Origin of the sequence: Candidatus Thiosymbion oneisti (assembly GCF_004359955.1) — a bacterium.
In the GTDB taxonomy this organism is placed as follows: domain Bacteria; phylum Pseudomonadota; class Gammaproteobacteria; order Chromatiales; family Chromatiaceae; genus Thiosymbion; species Thiosymbion oneisti.
Window position 1 is genome coordinate 86,984 of sequence record NZ_SMSC01000016.1, and the last position, 18,915, is coordinate 105,898.

At 59.0% G+C, this 18,915-nt stretch carries 11 protein-coding genes; 4 read left to right on the forward strand and 7 right to left on the reverse strand.

Annotated features, from left to right (window positions below; all coding sequences use genetic code 11):
• Nucleotides 1-298: 298 nt before the first annotated feature.
• The 3 genes from E1958_RS11095 to E1958_RS11105 all read right to left on the reverse strand — a co-directional run bounded on the left by E1958_RS11095 (nt 299) and on the right by E1958_RS11105 (nt 7,530).
• Nucleotides 299-3,994 carry an AAA-like domain-containing protein gene (locus tag E1958_RS11095; protein WP_133511929.1) on the reverse strand — a complete coding sequence of 1,232 codons (3,696 nt, stop codon included), beginning with the start codon at nt 3,992-3,994 and terminating at the stop codon, nt 299-301.
• An 89-nt stretch (nt 3,995-4,083) separates the two neighbouring features.
• Nucleotides 4,084-6,123 carry an AAA-like domain-containing protein gene (locus tag E1958_RS11100; RefSeq protein WP_133511930.1) on the reverse strand — a complete coding sequence of 680 codons (2,040 nt, stop codon included), beginning with the start codon at nt 6,121-6,123 and terminating at the stop codon, nt 4,084-4,086.
• A 393-nt stretch (nt 6,124-6,516) separates the two neighbouring features.
• Entirely contained in the window at nt 6,517-7,530 is a 1,014-nt protein-coding gene (locus tag E1958_RS11105; RefSeq protein ID WP_133511931.1) for an FAD:protein FMN transferase, read from the reverse strand.
• Nucleotides 7,531-8,440: 910 nt separating this feature from the next.
• On the opposite strand from E1958_RS11105, the gene lptF reads away from it, so the two are divergent.
• The gene (gene lptF / locus E1958_RS11110) at nt 8,441-9,550 is read left to right on the forward strand and encodes an LPS export ABC transporter permease LptF (protein ID WP_133511932.1); all 1,110 of its coding nucleotides are present in this window, start codon (nt 8,441-8,443) and stop codon (nt 9,548-9,550) included.
• A 444-nt stretch (nt 9,551-9,994) separates the two neighbouring features.
• Here the strand turns inward: lptF and mtnA are convergent, their stop codons facing one another.
• From mtnA to E1958_RS11130, 4 genes are all read right to left on the reverse strand, one after another.
• Nucleotides 9,995-11,053, reverse strand: coding sequence for an S-methyl-5-thioribose-1-phosphate isomerase (gene mtnA, locus E1958_RS11115; RefSeq protein ID WP_133511933.1), 1,059 nt, complete (start codon nt 11,051-11,053; stop codon nt 9,995-9,997).
• 97 nt (nt 11,054-11,150) lie between these two features.
• Nucleotides 11,151-13,127: a bifunctional aldolase/short-chain dehydrogenase gene (locus E1958_RS11120; RefSeq protein WP_133511934.1), complete on the reverse strand. Its 1,977-nt coding sequence runs from the start codon at nt 13,125-13,127 to the stop codon at nt 11,151-11,153.
• 425 nt (nt 13,128-13,552) lie between these two features.
• Nucleotides 13,553-14,137 (reverse strand): D-sedoheptulose-7-phosphate isomerase, encoded by a 585-nt coding sequence (locus E1958_RS11125; protein WP_133511935.1) that lies wholly within the window; start codon nt 14,135-14,137, stop codon nt 13,553-13,555.
• Nucleotides 14,138-14,225: 88 nt separating this feature from the next.
• A complete protein-coding gene (locus tag E1958_RS11130) occupies nt 14,226-15,350 on the reverse strand; it encodes a glycosyltransferase (RefSeq protein ID WP_133511936.1) in 1,125 nt (374 codons plus the stop codon).
• Nucleotides 15,351-15,958: 608 nt separating this feature from the next.
• Here E1958_RS11130 and E1958_RS20280 point away from each other — a divergent pair.
• The 3 genes from E1958_RS20280 (at nt 15,959) to E1958_RS11140 (ending at nt 18,894) form a co-directional block, all read left to right on the forward strand.
• Nucleotides 15,959-16,294 carry a hypothetical protein gene (locus E1958_RS20280; protein WP_166664633.1) on the forward strand — a complete coding sequence of 112 codons (336 nt, stop codon included), beginning with the start codon at nt 15,959-15,961 and terminating at the stop codon, nt 16,292-16,294.
• A 228-nt stretch (nt 16,295-16,522) separates the two neighbouring features.
• A complete protein-coding gene (locus E1958_RS11135; protein ID WP_133511937.1) occupies nt 16,523-18,700 on the forward strand; it encodes a polysaccharide deacetylase family protein in 2,178 nt (725 codons plus the stop codon).
• Complete coding sequence (locus E1958_RS11140) at nt 18,697-18,894, forward strand: DUF1289 domain-containing protein (protein ID WP_279512432.1); 198 nt, start codon at nt 18,697-18,699, stop codon at nt 18,892-18,894. Before E1958_RS11135 ends, E1958_RS11140 begins: the two co-directional genes overlap by 4 nt.
• The last annotated feature ends 21 nt before the right edge of the window (nt 18,895-18,915 follow it).

Here is an 18,915-nt window from a genome sequence, read left to right on the forward strand (position 1 = left end):
CTAAGAGGCTGTCTAAAAACTAACCTATTGATTTTCTAATGGCATTGATTTTCGGCTGGCTCCCCGGGCTCCAGCGTCGATTAAGCACCTGGTAGGCTAACCGCCAACGCCGATCATTTTTTCCCATACTCAACTTCCGAACTGGGCTGTCCTGCAACCGGCTATTGTCGGCTCCATGACGCGGTTCGCGCCCCTATTCCTTTGTCTCGTATGCCTGGCCTGGTGAATAGCCAGCAATAAGTAGGCGTTCCCAGGCGATGGGCAGCGCCTACCGCATCCTGCTGGCTACAGGATAAACTCACTCCACCGCCGCCCACCAGATCTTCAAGGTGCCGTCTTCGCTGACCGAGACCAGCCGATCGCCGTCCGGGGAGAAGGCCAAGGCCCGGGCGTCCGCTTTGTGGCCGGTGTAATTACGGAGGATGGTCCCGCCGGCGGCGTCCCAGAGCTTGACCGTGTCGTCAGCATTGGCGGAGGCGATCTGTTTGCCGTCCGGGGAGAAAGTGACAGAACCTATCGCAAATAAATCTTCATGTCCCCTCAAGGTGCGTAGAAGTTGTCCTGTGGCGACATCGAAGAGTTTTAGGGTCCGATCATCCACCGCCGCAATAATGTTTTTTCCATCCGGGGAAAAGGCAACAGATGCAGTCCTGTTTTCTCCCTCAAACAGGGTACGCAATGCCCACCCACTAGTTACTTCCCACAGTCTCAAGCTACCATCGCCACCTGTCGAAGCCAGCAGCTTTCCATCGGGTGAAAAGGCAACTCCGTTAACCCACTTAGTATGCCCTTCCAATTTTGCCAGTTCTTCTCCGCTAACCACATCCCAGAGCTTGACGGTCTTGTCCCCACTTGCCGAGGCCAGTAGCTTGCCGTCAGATAAAAGATCCAAATCCCATATATACTCATCATGCGCAGGCCAGCTACGCACTGTTTCGCCTGTCGTCACATCACAAAAACGGATGAGCATATCTTTATCTTTATTGTCATTAGCCTCCGAGGTAATGACCTGGCGACTGTCCGAGGTGAATTGTGGCGCCCACACCGCCCCTGCATGGTATTCACAAACCGTTTTTAGACGCCCACTGTCGGCCTCCCAAACCCGCAAGCTGCTGTCGGGGGCTCCTCCCGCCGTCGCAATCAAATGTCCATCCGGCGAGAAATCCACGCCGATAATCGGACCGCTATGCCCTACATAGACGGGTATCTCTTCACCGCTTGTGCGCTCCCAGATTTTGAGACCATTATCCAGGCCCCGTGCCAGCAGCAATTGGCCTTGGGCACCGAACGCCAGGCTGCGAATCGCAGTGCTGAGGCCGGTATAGCTGCGTACCGCTTGGCCGTCGGCGAGATTGTATCGGGTCACGGTGCCGTCCGGCCCGCCACTGACGATGCCCTGGCCGTCCGGGGTAAAGAGCGCATGCTTGCCATGGGGGTAGCTGGTGAAAAGCGATGCACAAGACCCCTCGCTGCGCTTCGGGGTGACAGGGTCATTTTGCTTCGGGGTGACGGAATCATTTTGCTTCAGGGTGACAGGATCGTTTTGCTTCGGGGTGACGGAATCATTTTGTTTCGGGGTGACAGGGTCATTTTGCTTCGGGGTGGCAGGATCGTTTTGCTTCGGGGTGACGGAATCATTTTGTTTCGGGGTGACAGGGTCATTTTGCTTCGGGGTGACGGAATCATTTTGCTCCGGGGTGGCAGGATCGTTTTGCTTCGGGGTGCCAGAACACCCATCCTTGTCATTTCGAGCGAAGGGAGAGATCTTAGCGCAGCGAGAAGATCCCTCCCTTCGGTCGGGACGACAAGTGGAGCGAACTGTCATTTCGAGCGAAGCGAGAAATCTTGCGAAGCGAGAAATCTTTCCGTCGTCCGGCGCGTCGAGGTCCCACAGACTGATGCCGTGGACGCCGGCGGCGAGCAGTGTCTTGCCCTGGGGCGAGAGATCCAGAGTGGTAGTCAGCGAGCGTTCGGTCCCCTGAGGCGTGGCGGCATCGAAGTCGGGCAGCTCGGCCTTGGCGATCGCTTTGCCGGTGAGCATGTCCCAACGCCGGACAGTGCCATCCTCGGCAGCGGAGAAAAAGCTACGCGGCCCTGCCACCAGCAGCGCACTGACCGCCCCTTCATGGCCCTCGAAGCGGCGTAGTTCCTTGCCGCTCTCTACGTCCCACAGGCGCAGGACACGGTCACGACCGGCGGAGAGCACCGTATTACCGTCCAGGGAGAAATCCAGTGCCAGCACGGCCTCCGGATGGCCGTTGAAGCTTTGCAGGCGTTTGGTTTCGACCCTTCTGCCTGCGATAGAGGGTAGGCGGCCACTACCAGGCTCTATTAGATTGATTTCCCACAGATTTATCTGCCCGGTCTGGGTGCCCACCAGCAGGCGCCGGCGGTCGGCGGACAGGCGCAGGGCGGTGATGGGCTGCTCGAATCCTGCCAATTCGCCCAACACCCGTCCGTTCATCACATCCTTGAAGAGGATTCGCTGTTCTTCGATATCCAGGATGGGATTCAAGGCCTCCAGCCGCTTGTCGGGGATCTGCTTGATCTCCCAGCCGGGGTAATGCGCCAGGCGCAGGGGGATCTCACGGATCTGCCGCGGCAGGCCGCCGCTCAGTTCCAGCTTTAGGTCCTGTTTCCCGACCGGCAGGCTCGCCAATTGATGGCGCAGGTTTTCCTGCTGGAACAGCACCGGCAGGCCAGCGGCCTCGAACAGTATCTGGTCGCCCAGGCGCACCTGTGAGACATTGGTGCTGTTGAGATCGATCGGGATCTCCACCACCGGCTCGGCGGTATAGCGCACGATGGAGGTCAGGGGCGGGAAGCGCGGAAACAATAGGGGTTGGGCGAGAAACTGCCAGCCGAGCCAAACGACCATGAGCCCCGTCATGCCGTATAGCGCCAGGCGTTGCCGGTGACTGGGGAAGTGTCGTTTGATCCAGTCCAGGTCGAAAATACTGCGGTAGATGCGGTTGCGGGGTTGCAGACGGCCCTTTTCCACCCGCACCACCCCGGCCAGTCGGAGGCGGTTTTGCAGCGGGTCCTGCTCGTCGATGGCCACCGGCTTGCCTTGCAGTATCCGCCGGTACAGGCCGAGCAGCCTGCGCAGCTTCGGATATGCGAGCAAATAATCCTGGATGAACCTGAAATGGGTGTCTTGCTCGATCTTGCCGTCCGGATAGGTACGCCGGACGATAGCGTCTACCGCTTCGGTGTCCCGTTGCTCCGGCGGTAGCTCCCACACCGCCTCGGCCAGGCTTTGCACCATGAAGGGCTGGCCGCCGCTCCAGTGGAAGATCCGCTCGATCAGATCCGCGCTCTTGTCCCCCAGTACCTCGCGGAATGGCCCGGTGTCTGCCGGGTCGAAATCTTGCAAAGAAATGGCGGTGCCGATGTTGAAGGGTGTGCGGCGGCTGTCGCTAATGAAATCGGCGGCATCGGCCACTCCTAACAGGACGAAGCTCAACCGCTTGAGCAGCGGTTTGACCGCGCGGACGTTGTAGAGCGCGCGCAAGGTGGTGAAGAAATCGTCGGCAAAGGGCAGGGGCAGCACCGAGTCGATCTCGTCGAAGAACACCACCACCGGGGCCTCGCCCGTCTCGGCGAGTACCACCTCTTCGAGGAATCGCATGAAACGCTGGTCGGGACCCAGTGCCTCGTGGGCCTTCCACCACCCGCTGGTATCGGTATCGAGCCCCAAGGTATTTTCGATTTGGTAGACCACGTCGCCCAGCCAGGGGGCGAATTCCCGCTGTTGTCCCAGCGATTGCAGGTCCACCACCGCCGACCGCGCGCCTCCCTCGCGCAGGCCCGCCAGGGCATGCACCATCAGGCTGGATTTGCCGGTCTGGCGCGGGGCCAGCACCAGACAGATTTCGTTTTTGGCCAGGGCGGTCGCCAGGTTCCGGTCGGCGGGGCGTTCGATGTAGCTGGGGGCGTCTTCGCCGAGGGTGCCGCCGGTTTGGAAGAAATTTCTGCCGGGTTTTTTATTCATTTTCGGATTTAACGCAAGGACGCAATGACGCAGAGACGCAAAGATTGTTTTTGTTTTTCTTTGGGTCGTGGCGACCTTGCGTCTTTGCGTTATCTCTGCGTCAGCGCCTTGCCGAAAAACTCTGCGTACAGACGGCAGGCCGGGCGATATTGACCGCCTTTGTCCTGGTACGCGAGACCGGCGGCCTCCAGGTGCTTGGCGAGCCGGATCGCCACCTGGTGATCTGCCAAGAGTTCGCCCATGGCCTCGGCCAGGGCGTCCTCTTGTTCGAGGTGGATCAGATAGTAGTGGAGGTGATCGCGGAAGATCCCATGTCCCGCACTAGCCCCGTCGAACAGATCGCCCCGCGTCCCCGGCTCGCGGGCCAAATGGTAGAGCAGTAGATGCACCAGATAGGGCCGACCGCCTACATAGGTAACGATCTCTTCGGCCTTTCCGGCGGGCAGACTCATCCCCAGGTGGCGGGCGAATTCGGCCACCTGGGCGACATCGAAGTTATCGAGTCTGACCGGTCTGCCGATGTTGAAGGGCGACTGGGTCAGGTCTTCGATGAAAAAGACCGGGTCATAAGAAGTGCCTAACAACCAGCGGACCTTTTTCCATACCGGGTCGAATGCACCTTTGCTACAGCAGGCGCGCAGGGAGGCGAAGAATTCCTTGTGCAGATCGGTGGAGAAGAAGCGGTTCACCTCGTCCAGGCAGATCAGCAAGGAAGTATCGCCTTGGGCGAATACCCGGTCTTTGAGAAACCGATGAAAACCGCGTTCATGGTTGCCTTCTCCCCTCCAGTCAAAAGACAGCTCCAGCTGGGTGGCAATCTCTTCGGCCAGATAGCACCACACCGCCTCCAGGGATTGCAGGGATTCCAGCGGGATCGCCTGCACGTCCACAAAGACGCTACGCAAAGTCGGTTCGCCGCCCAAGACCGCAGTGTGGACCCGCGCGATGAGCGAGGTCTTGCCGGATTGCCGCGCGCCTTGCAGGGTCAGCAAGGCGCGGTCTCTTTGCACCCCGTCCCAAACCAATTGGTCGGCGGGGCGTCGGATGTAAAAACGCGCGTCCGTATCCAAGGCGCCGCCGGGCTCGGTCAGCCTGCGCGGATCACACTGGGGCATGGGTTTGTCCGTCTGCCGCGTGTGGACAGTCATGCCGGGGGTGGGCGACGAGGTCTCAGGCCAGGCCTCGCGCTGTTCCAATACCTCGAGCAACTCGCCCAACAACGGGGCGGTGTCCTGATCGTCGCGCCATTCCCGTTGCTGAATCTTGTCCAGTAATGCGGCGGGCACATACGGCAGGGCCTGGCCAAAAGGAAACCGGACCCGTACCGGCAGCAAACGGGGGATGCCCTGGTTGTTTTGCGCCAGCTCGGCAGCGATCTTCACTTCCTCGACCACCATGTCACTCCGTACCGATTCCGCCGAGAGCAACGGCAGCAGGTATTCGCAGCGTTGCAGGGCGGCTTGGATTTCTTGCGCCCATTCCCTGCCCCAGGTGACGCCGGTGTCGATAAAGACCTGGTGCCCGGCCCGCCGCAGCGCCGCGGCGCATATCTGCGCCAGGCCGCTATCGGGTTCCTGGTGGCGGTAGCTGATAAACACGTAAGTGGACCTACTGGTGGGTCGAATCTCCAGATCCATGGGCATGGACGCGACAGGAACGGGTGGCCTAGTCCCTTGTGGCGGCCGTCCCCGCCCTGGCGCCTGGCCGCGAATGCCGCACTCCAGCTGCCACATGGCCGGATCACCCAACCCTTCGCCGAATTCGACCCAGGTATTGGTGGCGAGAAAAGCAGGCAGCTCGGGGGCTCTTTCTTTGGGGGGCGCGTCGGGTAACAGTACCGGAATCACCCGGAAGTCGTCGTTTTGGATCTGGCGGCGGATAGCCGCTTCGAGCTCTTTTCGTTGCCAGGGCCCCTGGCCGTCCGCGCCCACGAACAGGGCGCAGGTGCGCGCGGCCTTCAGTCCCCGCTCGAGATTTTTGATCGTCGATTCACCGGGGATCAGTTGCCATTCGTCGAACCAGACCCGGAGATCGGCTTGGTCTTCCAGGTAAACGGCGATTTGTTCGACAATTTCGCGCGCTTTACTGTTGAAGCTGAGGAAGACATCGATGGTTTTGTCCGGGTTCATAATTAACCTAGTCAACTTTTTGTGTATCGGTCGCCCTATAAAACCAGGCCGAGCTACCGCCCTTGTCGGTGCTGACCCGGTGCAATCACGGCTACCGGGATGTGCCGCTGTAGGGGAAAGCGCCGTCGCCGCGGCGCGGGTAAACTGTGACGCCCGAGCTCCCGGCAGGCACCGCTGGTATTCCCCGTCGATGAAGTTCGATTCGCCCGCGCCGCTTTGCCGGCGCACTCCAAAATGTCAACATGCCCTATTTCATCCAATTTTGCTGGTTGTCATTTCGAGCAAAGCGAGAAATCTTGTAACTTTGTGGTTGCCTCATTGCCAAAGATCTTCCCCTTCGGTCGAGATGACAGAGACTGATTTTATCAGAAAATTTTACTGAAACGGGGGGTACTAATCCACAAAGGCGCTCGTTTGCAGCTCGGAGTAGCCTTCAGATGTGCGGACGATAAACAGGGCGGGGATCCGGAGGGACTCGGCCAGGTTAAATCCCGCCTGGGGTCCCAGGACCAGGAAGGCCGTCGCCAGGGCATCCGCCCGTGCCGTCCGCGGCGCCAGCACGGTGACGGATGCGAGCCGATGGGTTACCGGACGCCCTGTCTTAGGGTCGATGGTATGCGAGTAACGCTTGCCGTCCTGCTCGAAGAAATTGCGGTAGTCGCCGGAGGTCGCTATCGCGCCGTCACGCAGCGCCAAGATCCTGTGGACTGTCCGCCCTTCAGGGTCCGGGCGTTCCACCGCAATCCGCCAGGGAAGGCCCTGGCCGTTGTATCCGCGGCCCCTCAGCTCACCGCCGATCTCGATCAGATAGTCGGTGACCCCGGTCGCGTCGAGCAGCTCGGCGAGGCGGTCCACACCATAGCCCTTGGCGATTGCGGAGAGATCCAGGTACAGGGTGGGCTCGGATTTTCTCAGCGCCGGCGGGTCGGAGCGGACGGACAGTTTGCGGTAGCCGACACGCGCTTTTGCCCGGGCGATCTCGGCGTCCGCGGGTGGGGTATCGGACCCACCGTCCGGACCGAAGCCCCACAGGTTCACCAGGGGGCCGACCGTGACGTCAAAGGCCCCATCGCTTACCTCGCTGGTCCGGAGGGCTTCCTGTACCAACCCGGCCAAGGCCGGGGAAACGGCGAACCAATCGGTGGCTCGGTTGCGATTGAAGCCCGAGAGCTCGGAGTCGTCTCGATAGGTGGACATCAGAGCCTTGACCAGCTCCAGCTCGGCCTCGATCCTGTCCCGAAGCCTGGTTGGCTCGATCGCCGGCGGCAGGTCCGTTACCTGGATGCTGTAGAAGGTCCCCATGGTGGCGCCCCGCAGCTCCATGACCTGATTCTCCGGGGCGGGAGTGCAGCAGGTCAGAAGCGACAGGAGGACGGGAAGGAAGGAGAGACGGGCGTATTGCGACATGCGATAGGATCCCCGGGCAATCGAAAGATAATCACTGCTGAAACAATCGCTTGGCATGGAAGCGAATCGGGTAGGTTGGGCCAAGGCGCGCTGCCGAGCCGGCGCTCGAGCCCACGGCCCATAGCGCGCTGTGCCCAACAGCGATGGATCGATGGGCACGCTGCGCTGGGTGCATCCTAACCAGCCGCTGCGGTGCGCAGGTAGTGGTAAATTTATAAGTGTTAAAGTAGAGAGATTCATCTTTTTGATCCCCTCTCCCCAACCCTCTCTCGGCGGGAGAGGGGGCATAGCGGCCAGTGCTGTTGGTCATGTTACAACTTATACATTAATCACTACCCCCGCTTGATGGACGCTTGCTTTGCCCATCCTACGGGCGTTGCCCAACCGCCTGCCGTGAGCTGGGATCTTCGCGTGCCGAAACCGGCGCACACCATGCTCTACAGGTCGTTCAGTTCCGGTTCGGATGCCTAAGAGGCTGTCTAAAAATTAAGATACTGATTTTAGGGCATAAAATCTGAAAATTTCACGCTCGTTCCCACGCTCCAGCGTGGGAACGGCAGCTTGTCCGCTCCAGCGGACGCAGCGCCTCGGTGCTGATCGGCGTTGGCGGTTAGCCTACCGAGGCGCTTAATCGACGCTGGAGCGTCGGGATCTGCTCCCACGCTGGAGCGTGGGGAGCCAGCCGAAAATCAATGCCAGTAGAAAATCAATGGGTTGGTTTTTAGACAGCCTCTAAGGCATCGATGTAACCTGCTGCTTGTTGGCGAGTTATCATTCGGTTGCCCTGGATAGGATCCTCGAGCGGGATGAAATTTGCCCGCGGCGTGCGACAATAGGGGGCCTTGGAAGATTCAAGGTGCCCTTGACGGAAATCGCTTAATAGCCCTGCTTTCTCGCCTGTTCCGAAATCATGTTCAGTATCGTCGACCGCTATATCCTGCTGGAAGTGCTCAAGGTCTTTACGGCGATTCTGGGCACCTTCCTACTGGTCGTCCTCAGCATGCTCTTTCTGCGCACCCTGGAGGAGGTAAACGTGGGTGCCCTCGGCAGCGACATGGTCATACGTTTTGTGAGCCTGCAAGTTGCGCGGGATATCTCCAGCTTGATGCCTCCGGCGTTTTTCATCTCCGTCCTGATTGCACTCGGCCGTATGTCCCGCGACAACGAGTTGATTGCGCTGAGCGCCTGTGGACTGGGGAGCGGGCGCATTTACCGCTCCCTGTTCTATCTCGCGTTGCCGGCTGCCCTCTTAACGGTCTGGTTTTCCTTCACGCTGCGACCCCTGGTGGTTTCCGAGATCCAGAAGATACTGCATCAGCGCAAGGATCAGGCACATCAGGTCAGTGGAATTAAGCAGGGGCGTTTCTACCAACACGAGCAGGGGCTGGTCACAATCTATGTGGAAAAGATCGAGGGCAAAAAGCGGTTACGCAACGTCTTTATCCACGACCGTCGCCAAGAGCGGATCAGATTGGTGATCAGTGAAACAGGAGTGCGCCGGGTCGACGAGGCGTCGGGCGATCAGTTCGTGACCCTGCTGAACGGACGGCGTTACGAGGGGGTTCCAGGGCAGCCCGACTATTCTATCAGTGCCTTCGAACGCTACAATCAGCGCCTCGAGGCGACGGGACTTGAACACTTCCAAAACAGGAAACGTGCCGGCTTTCAGACCAAAACGCTTCTGGGCTCCGAGGATTTGCAGGATCAGGCGGAGCTGCAATACAGAATCGGTGGTCCGCTTGCCATCTTTACCCTGACGTTACTGACGATTCCTTTGACGGTAAAATCGCCGCGCCAGCGCACTGGCGGCCGCATATTCCTGGCTCTTTTGACCTACTTCAGCTTCTTCAATCTGCAACGTCTGGCGGAGACTTGGTTCGAGACCGGGGTCACGCCGAGCTGGCTCGGAAGCCTCTGGTATCAGGCGTTGATACTGGTACTGGTGCTCGCGATTCTGTTGCCGGAAGGCCACTGGCGGAAGCGGTTGATGCGGCGTTCGCCACGCGCAGTCCCAGGATAGGGGACCGTACCAATCGATGATCCCTAAGCCTTATGCCCTTGAGAGCACAGATATTCAGATAAGTCGAGAAATAGTGCAACTCGAATATCAGGTGCAAAAGGCGGTAGTGCTCAACATGTAGTGATCCAGTTCTGGATGCTCATTGCAAAGTTCCAATCGGACAGGATTCACAGGATTTTCAGGATTAACAAGATTCTTTATTTTTGTAGGGAACGGCCGACCCGCCGTTCCATAAACTGTTCGGAATGCCAGGTCGGGCATTCCCTATAGCAAAATCAGGTGAAATAGGATACGAAATTAAAACGAAGAAAAATCCTGTGAATCCTGGAAATCCTGTGAATCCTGTACTATTGGATAACAGCACAAAGCTCGAAGCATTGCTGGTAGCGTTTAACCGGAAATTTATCACTACATATTAGGCACTACCCAAAAGGCATACGAGGCTCAGGATGGGAACAATGCGACTACACGATCAGTAGTCGGTTGCTTCACGACTCCCTTTTCCGTAATCAACGCAGTTACCAGTTCTGCCGGGGTAACATCAAACGCCGGATTGCGAACCGAGACCCCTGGTGCGGCCCACTGACAGTCCCGATAGCCCGTCACCTCATCCGCGGCACGCTCTTCGATGGGGATTGCAGAACCATCCGCAATACCGAGGTCGATGGTCGATAGCGGACAGGCCACATAGAAAGGAATGTCATGGCGCCGCGCCAACACCGCTACCATATAGGTACCGATCTTGTTTGCCACATCACCGTTGGCCGCGACCCGATCCGTACCCACAATAACCGCATCGATCTCGCCCCGGCTCATCAGATGCCCGGCCATATTATCGGAGATCAGGGTAACCGGAATCTTCGCCTGCACCATTTCCCAAGCGGTCAACCTTGCACCCTGAAGAAACGGGCGCGTCTCATCCGCGACCACTGATATCTTCTTGCCTGATGCTACCGCAGAGCGAATGACACCCAGCGCTGTGCCGTGTCCGGCCGTCGCCAGTGCACCTGCGTTACAGTGGGTCAATACACGCGCACCATCGGATAACAGATCCGCCCCGAAGGTACCCAGTGTACGATTGATCCGAATATCTTTCGACAAAACCACGTGCGCTTCCTCCAGCAACTTCGCTGCTATTTCCGATGGAGCAGAAACCGACATGGCATCCATGCGGGTACGCATGCGCTCCAGGGCCCAAAACAGGTTTACCGCGGTAGGTCTACTCCCGGCCAGAACCTCGAATGCCTTTTCCATTTCGTCCCTGAAGGCTTCAGGACCCAGGTCACGAAGCTGCAACGCCTCCAACGCAACCCCATAAGCTGCCGCGCAGCCAATCGCCGGGGCGCCACGGACTACCATCGAGCGAATCCCATCCGCCACACCAGCCGCCGAGTCATACGAGATGTATTCAAAACGAGCAGGCAATACTCGCTGGTCGATCATCTCCAAACGGCCATTTTTCCACCTTAATGTCTCCACATCACTCCCAATAATCCCGGCCATGATATCAGCCTCCCTCAAACTCACAGAGCGAGAACACCCAAAATAGAAAAGGTGCAGCGCTTGCCGCCCTTAAACGGGTCGTTGCCGTAGGCGATGCTTAGATAACCCGATCATTACCGCCGTCCACCGGCACTTGCGCCCCGGTGGTCTTGGCAAAGGCCGGACCGCACATCTGTATGACCAATTCAGCAACATCCCGGCTGGTCACTTCGGTCTTCAACACATTGTTACGCCTGTACTCATCCATCGACAGGCCATAGTGGGCAGCTCTCGCGGCCAGCACCGCTTCTGTCCAGACCCCGGTGTCGAATACCGCATTGGGATGAAGGGAGTTGATCCGAATCCCGTCCCCGCCCCATTCAAGGGCTGCAACCCGCGCCAACTGGTTCAGGGCGGCCTTGGAAGCGGAGTAGGAGGCTGCGCCGGGGCCGGGGGCGGGCACATTCTTGGAACCGATGATTACCACGCGCCCCCCCTTAGGCGCCAGCTTAAGGAAGGGATGGGCTTGGCGCATCAATACCAGGTTGGCATCCAGGTTCAATGCCATCACCTTGCGCCATTGGTCCAGTGGCAGTTCGGCGATCCTGCACCCACCGGGAAATACCCCGGCATTCAGCACCAGCATGTCCAATCCGCCAAAGGCATCCGCGGTTTTCGTCAAAACCTCCTTGAGCCTGCTCTCGGATGTCACATCGCCCACCAGGCCGAGGTAATCAGGTCGCGTATACAAGGTCTCGATCCCCGGATCGATATCCACACCTACAACAGCGGTACCAGTTGCCAGCAAGGCGCCCACGCAGGCCTTGCCGATACCGGAGGCGGCACCGGTCACCAAGGCAATTTCCCCGGCAAACCGGGACGCTTTACCGGCCTTCTTCAACTTGGCCTGTTCGAGATCCCAGTATTCCATATCGAAGATATCCCTGGCCGGTAGGGCCCGATAACCGCCTAATTTCTCAGCACGCTGGATAATCTCCATGGTGTGCCTGTAGATATCCGCTGCGATCCCCGCTTCCTTGGCAGACCGTCCGACCGTACACATCCCAAGTAGGGCGTCGAGTACCATGCGCGGGGCGGGGTCGAGCATGGTCTTGTGTTCTTTAGCCAGCGGCTCGTTCTCGGCAAAGTAAGCCTTATAGGCAGTAACATAGGCATCCACATCCTTGCCGATCATCGGCAGCCGCTTGGTGCGGATCACATGGTCCGGCGTAGCCGGCCCTTGCTGCGCAATCGACTCAAGATCCCGACGTGAAACGAAAGACATGGTTGCGGGGTCCGTATGGCGGCGCATGATGACGGGAAAGCCCGCCGCATCGGCGATCCGGTTCCGCAACTCTGCGAGCCGAAGACCTGCGTCCCGATCGTGCTCTGCCGGGTCGCCGGTGATGTCCCAAGCCGCCTGTGACCGCAAATAGGCTTCGGCCTTCCCCACCAGGTAAATCATACGCTCATAAGACGCTTTGGCGGACTCGCCAAAGGAAAAAATGCCGTGGTTCAGCAACACCATGCCGATGGTGTGCGCAGTCAACTCCGCGTCCAGTCGTTGCGCACAGAGGTGAGCCAGATCAAAGCCGGGCATCACATAGGGAATGACAATGACCTCGTCCCCATAGATCCGGCGTATCTTCTCTTCACCCTCGGGTGAATTGGTTATCGTGACCACCGCATCGGCGTGGGTATGATCCACATACTTGTGAGGGATGACGGCGTGCAGAATCGCCTCGACCGAAGGCACCGGGGCGGTAGCACGGGTCATATGGGTGACCAGCTCATTCACCATCTCCGGGTCGGAGAGTGAAGGCAATCCGGCAAGCCGCTGCAAATGCTCCAGCCGAACCGGGGAAAAGCCTTCCGCCTCGATGGTCTCCAAATCCCAACCGCTGCCTTTTACATAGAGAATCGCTTCCTCTACGCCAAAACGGTCTTTTTCTACGACCTTGACCGAGGTATTACCACCGCCATGCAGAACCAGTGATTTGTCTTTTCCCAGTAACCGGGAAGAATAGACTCTGGATGCAATATCATCTCCCACTGGGATATCGACGATGTCCTCATCATTCCACAGGCTGTTCATCTGACGACTCCAACATCAACAATTCGTTCCGCAAAGGCAAATGGGCTGGTAAAGGAAGAGGCTCTTTATGGATTCCGGACTGCTTTGGAGTGCGCCGGCAAAGCGGCGCGGCCGCATCGAACCTCAGTCACGGGGGATACCAGCGGCGTTGGCCGGGAATCCGGGCACTTAGGTTCCACCCGCGCCGCGGCGACGGCGCTTTCCCCTGACCACAACACCTGTGCTGGGAACGGATACATCGCCAAATCCAAAGCGGCGGCAGGATTGTGCCACTTGGCCGCCCCCCCGCTTATGCCTGGCGCTGTAGGTTCCGGTAAGCATCGGGGTCAAGTTGCCGCCGCACTCCAAAACGTCCGGTGGTACCCTTCCATGATCCTTGGCAGTCCGGAATCCATAAAGAGCCAAGGAAGATTATGTCTCGCTGCTCAAGGTTGAAAGATGATCCGTTCCACATATTCACAAAGCGTGTGAGCCAGGACAATATGGACCTCCTGGATCGTGCTCGTCGTAGCACCCGGCGCAAGGATGCAGTAATCCGCCTTCTCGCTTGCCCGGCCACCGTCGCGGCCGGTAAATACAATGCTTGGTATCCCTTTCTCTCGGCAGGCATCCAGCGCCTTGAGGATGTTTCCCGATTGCCCGGAGGTGGTGATACCGAGAAAGATATCCTTCTCTGTCATTTTCCCGGTGACCTGACGGGCAAAGAGGTGTTCATGCCCGTAGTCATTACCGATCGCGGTCAGGATGGAGGTGTTTACGGTGAGTGCTTCGGCAGGGAGAGGGACACGGTCTCTTGCCAACTTGACAACGAACTCCGCCGCCAGGTGTTGGGCATCCGCAGCGGACCCTCCGTTTCCGGCGATGTAGAGCCTGCCCCCCTTTTGGTAACGCTCGGCTACCGCTTTCACTGCTGTTTCGAAAACACCAAGTTGGGTACTGTCCTTCAGTAATTGTTGTTTGGCGTTGATGGATGCCTGAAGGTTGTTTTGGAGTAGTACGGACGGCTGCATATCTGTTCTCGCTCCCTGGATGATCTACCGGCAGTGATCCACGGGCCCATCCATGCTCAGGTCTCCCGGTTGGGATGGAAAGCCGTGTTCAGCCTGCTTTGTGGCGCCAGGTATAGACCGCGGTTATGGCATAGTTCCAGACCACCCCGACCAGGATGCCGGCAAACGCCGATAGCACCCAATAGGATTGGGTCTGGAACAAATAGGTGGCGATTCCGACATTTGCGATCGCACCGATGCTGCACGCGAGGACGAAGGATAGCCAACCCCGGAGCAGCTGCCACCGGCGCAGGCGCAGATCACGGTAGGTCAGCATATTGTTCAAAAAGAAATTGGTGGTCATTGCCACCAGTGTCGCTACGGCTTGACCGCTAATGAACGAGGCGCCCAGCAGCCGAAACAGGACCCAGAGCACAACCATGTGCACGATCACGCCAGAGCCACCGATCAGCGAGAAACCGATGAAGCGCACCGGGATCATGGACCCCATGGTCTTCTGCAGCAACATCAACAGATATTCCCAGAGCACGGCGTTATCGAGCTTGCTCTCACCGGCCCTGCGCGCGCGAAAGACATAGGGGATTTCCCTGAAACGCAAGGGGCGCGGCGACGAGGCGAAGATGTCGAGCAGGATCTTGAATCCGATGCCGCTGAGGTTGCGCACGCAGCCGTGCAGCAGGGTCGAGTTCAGCATAAAGAATCCGCTCATTGGATCGCTCAGATCCGCCTTGACCAAAGTCCGGGCCAAGCGACTTGCGAACCGGCTCATGGACCGGCGGCGCCGGTTCCAGGTTCCAAGGCCGCCACCCTCCAGATACCGGCTGCCGACGACGATATCGAGCCCTTCGCGCTTGAGTGTCTGCAACATGGACGGCAACAGCGTCTCGTCGTGCTGCAGGTCTCCGTCGAGCACCGCCAGATAGGGTGCAACCGTAGCCAGCATGCCCTCGATGCAGGCCGAGGACAGTCCACGCCGACCGATCCTCCTGAGCACCCGTACCCTGCGGTCGCGCCGGGCGATCTCCTGTGCCTTGGCGGTGGAACCGTCGGGGGAGTCGTCATCGACGAAAATGAGCTCCCAGTCCAAACCCTGGAGACTGTGCCGCAACTGCTCGGTGAGCGCCTCGATATTGCCGGCCTCATTGTAGACAGGGACGATCACCGCCAGCTCGGGCGGTGGGCAGTTTTCCGGTAGAGGGTTGGACTCGGACATATTCCCCGCTGGGTCCCTTTCCCCATGGAGCGTGAACGGACCGGCGCGCTGTTCAACGCCTGTCCTGCACAGGGTGTGAGACTAGTACCCAATTTCACCCAATTTTACTAGTTGTCATTTCGAGCGGAGCGAGAAATCCTTGTCTCGACGGAGGAGGAATCTTGTACCCAAACAACACCCTCACTTCGTATAGAAGATCTCTCCCTTCGGTCGAGATGACAGATGGTTTTACCGGAAAATTTTGCTGAAACGGGGTGCTAGGGGCTATTGACATTTTGGAGTGCGGCGGCGACTTTAACTCGGCACTGACAGAAAGCTGCGGGACTCGAAGTAACCGCGGCGTTGTCGAACGGAAATTGCCCACCGCCGCTTTGGATTCGGCAAGGCTCCCGTCCCAACCAGGCATTGCGGCCAGGGGAAAGCGCCGTCGCCACGGCGCGAGTAAACTGTGATCCCCGGGCTCCTAAGCAAACACCGCTGGTATTCCCTGTGAGTGCGGATCGATTCGCTCGCGCCGCTTTGCCGGCGCACTCCAAAATGTCAACAGCCCCTAGATCCGTTCCCATTGGTCGTCACGCAAATTCAGGCGAACCATTTCTACCCCCTAAATGGCTTGGTGGGGCCTAGTCTATCAGGTTAAAAGTCAAGAGTACCCAGCGAGGCTCCGCCTTAAGCCCACGAGTGCACAACTCGAGCTTCGCGGCGAAACCCCAATCGGACAGGATTTACAGGATTTACAGGATTTACAGGATTTACAGGATTTACAGGATTTACAGGATTTACAGGATTTACAGGATTTACAGGATTACACAGGATTGACAAGATTCTTGTCATTCCTGAATTTCCTACGCCCGATCACGCGCTTATCAAACCAGCAAGCGCTCTTCACAACAAAAAATCCTGTTAATCTTGAAAATCCTGTTAATCCTGTACGATTTGGTTAGCGAGGCTTCGCCTTAAGCCCACGAGGCGTGAATTTTTTGTGCCGTGCACACAAAACTTGACCCATTTGTAAAGCTCCGGGTCCCTCAAGGATCCTAGTGCCCTCGCTCTGCCCGTGTCCTCCGGTGCCAGCGGTATAGCCTTGCTCGTCACAATCGACACGGCTAACATCCTAGCCGTTTCGCGTCCAGTGTGGTTGGACTTCCTTATCGCTCAGGAAAGATTTTCAAATGAGTAATCCATTTTCTCGCTTGGTCCGCGTCCAAGTCCCGGAATCCGTCGCCTGCGACCCCTCCGGCAAGAACGCCCCCTTCCAGGTCACCATCCTGGCCGATGGGCGGATCCCCTTCCCGCAGGTCATCCTGTACGCCCAGGGTCGGCAGCACCTGATCAAGGACCGGATGATCAAGGCATCCGGCACGGACGCGGACGGACGGGTCACCTACGTCGCTTCCGTACCCGCGGGGCTCGTGGGGCCTGGGGAGGTTGATATCCAGGTGGAAGGCTGCCGGAAGGCGGATCTGCGGCAAGCCGGTGACGGCGACTGGATCAAGGAATATCTGCGGGTCCATATGCGACCGGATGCGGCGGCAGGCGGGTCGGCAGCGGTCGCGAAGGCCAAGCCCAAGCCCAAGCCGGTGCCCAGGGCGACCCTGAAGCCAGGCACCTTCAGTGCGGAGCCGAAGGTCTACTTCGGTATCCACAAACACATGCACCAGCCTTACTACCAGGCGACCGATCGCAACTACTGGGACGGCGAGAAAGAGGAAATCTTCGGCTCCCGGGCTGGTCCCTACACGGAGTTCATCCCGGCGGCGGTGCGCCAATACATCGACGGCGGGCTGCCCCATGCAGGTCTGTCCACGAGCTGGAGCGGCACCCTTATCGAGCAGCTCAACCGCTGTGCCCGTGAAGGCCTGTGCGGCGGTCGTTTCGGCAATTGGACGAGGGAACTACGCCAAATCGCCGCCGCAAAGACCGGCTTGGGAAACCCACGGGTAGATTTCACCGCCTTCGGCTTCTTCCACCCCCTCATGGCACTTATCCCAGGGCGTAACATCGTCGAGCAGATCGCTCGCCACCGAGAGCTGGTGCGCGCGACCTTCGGGGTCGAGACCTCGAACGTGCTGTTCCCGCCGGAGACGGCCTTCCATGTGCGCATGATCCCGGCCCTCAACCAGGCCGGTATCGAGGCGGTCATCTACGACTCGATCCATCGCTTCCGCACCTGCAAGGAATACCCCTACGCCGGCATCAACGAAGGGATGCTGCCCCCCAATCCGGCGGATCAACGCAACCCCCCGGCCAACGATTGGTTGCAACTACACAACATCTGGGCCGGTTCCCGGATCGCTCCCAGCCTCCTGCGGCCCGAGTACGTGCAATACGAAGACCCCGAGGGGCGGATCCACAAGATTATCGCCGTGCCCGCCGAGCGTTACATCGGCAACGAAGACGCCCGCGGTGGATTCGGCGCCCTGCAGTATCCGGACGTGCTGGGCCAGGTCTATGATCGGATCCTGGCCACCGGGACCTATGACCCCAAACATCCCCCTTTCTTCGTCTTGCATTCTGACGGAGACAATCACGGCGGCGGGGCGGAGAGCTACTACAAGCACAACACCGGGGCGCTGGTGGACTGGATCAGACGCGATCCACGCTTCGACCTGATCACCATCCGGGACTACCTGACGCTGTTTCCGCCCGATCCCGACCGGGCCGTGCACATCGAATCCGGTTCCTGGAGCGGCGCGGACAACGGCGATCCCCAATTCATGAAATGGTTCAGCCGCTACAATGAGCCCTACTCGCCGGATCTGAACTCCTGGGCTGTGCTAACCGCCCTACACAACGCCGTCCATACCCTGGCAGACGCGGCGACCAGCCGTGCGAAGCTGGGTGAGGCCTCCCGCCTGATGTTGACGGCGGAGACCAGCTGCTACTGGTACTGGACCGGGCAGACCGAGTGGGACGCCCAGGTGACCAACGCGGCCAACGTCGCCTACACACTGATCAAGGGCGACCTCGACCGGCTCGTCTCCACGAGCAAGGACAGGACCGGGCCGACCATCTTCCCGCCCTGGATCATCCCAGAGAACCCAGGCGGTAAGAAGTGGGGACAGGGCTGCCTGGAAGACGCGCCGCGCCAAGGTGTGGTGCACAGCTTCATCCACGATGTATCGGGCCTTAAGCGGGTGTCACTGGTACTCCGCACGGCCAAGGGCGAAAAGACCATCGCCATGACCGACCAGGGCCTCTATCCGTCACAGACCAGCCCGAGGGCTAGGGCGCGTTTCTTTACCGCGGAGCTACCGGTGGGCGCGGGCGAGGTGAGCTACTACATCCAGGCCGAGGACACCAAAGGGAACCGCTCGCGCAGCTCCCTGGAGCGGATCTATCTGGCGTGAACGGCGAGGCTCAGGAACCCGCCTCGCCCTGCGTCGGCGTCTGCAAAATGGACCCGACCACCAGCCGTTGTCGAGGTTGCCAACGGACCCTGGACGAAATCGCCGGCTGGACGGCTTTCAGCACGGCCGAGAAATTGGCTGTGCTGGAGCGGGTTGGTGGTCGGCAAGCATGGCCTCAAGGAAAATGCTTATAGCTGCCGTATGTGAATAGTCCA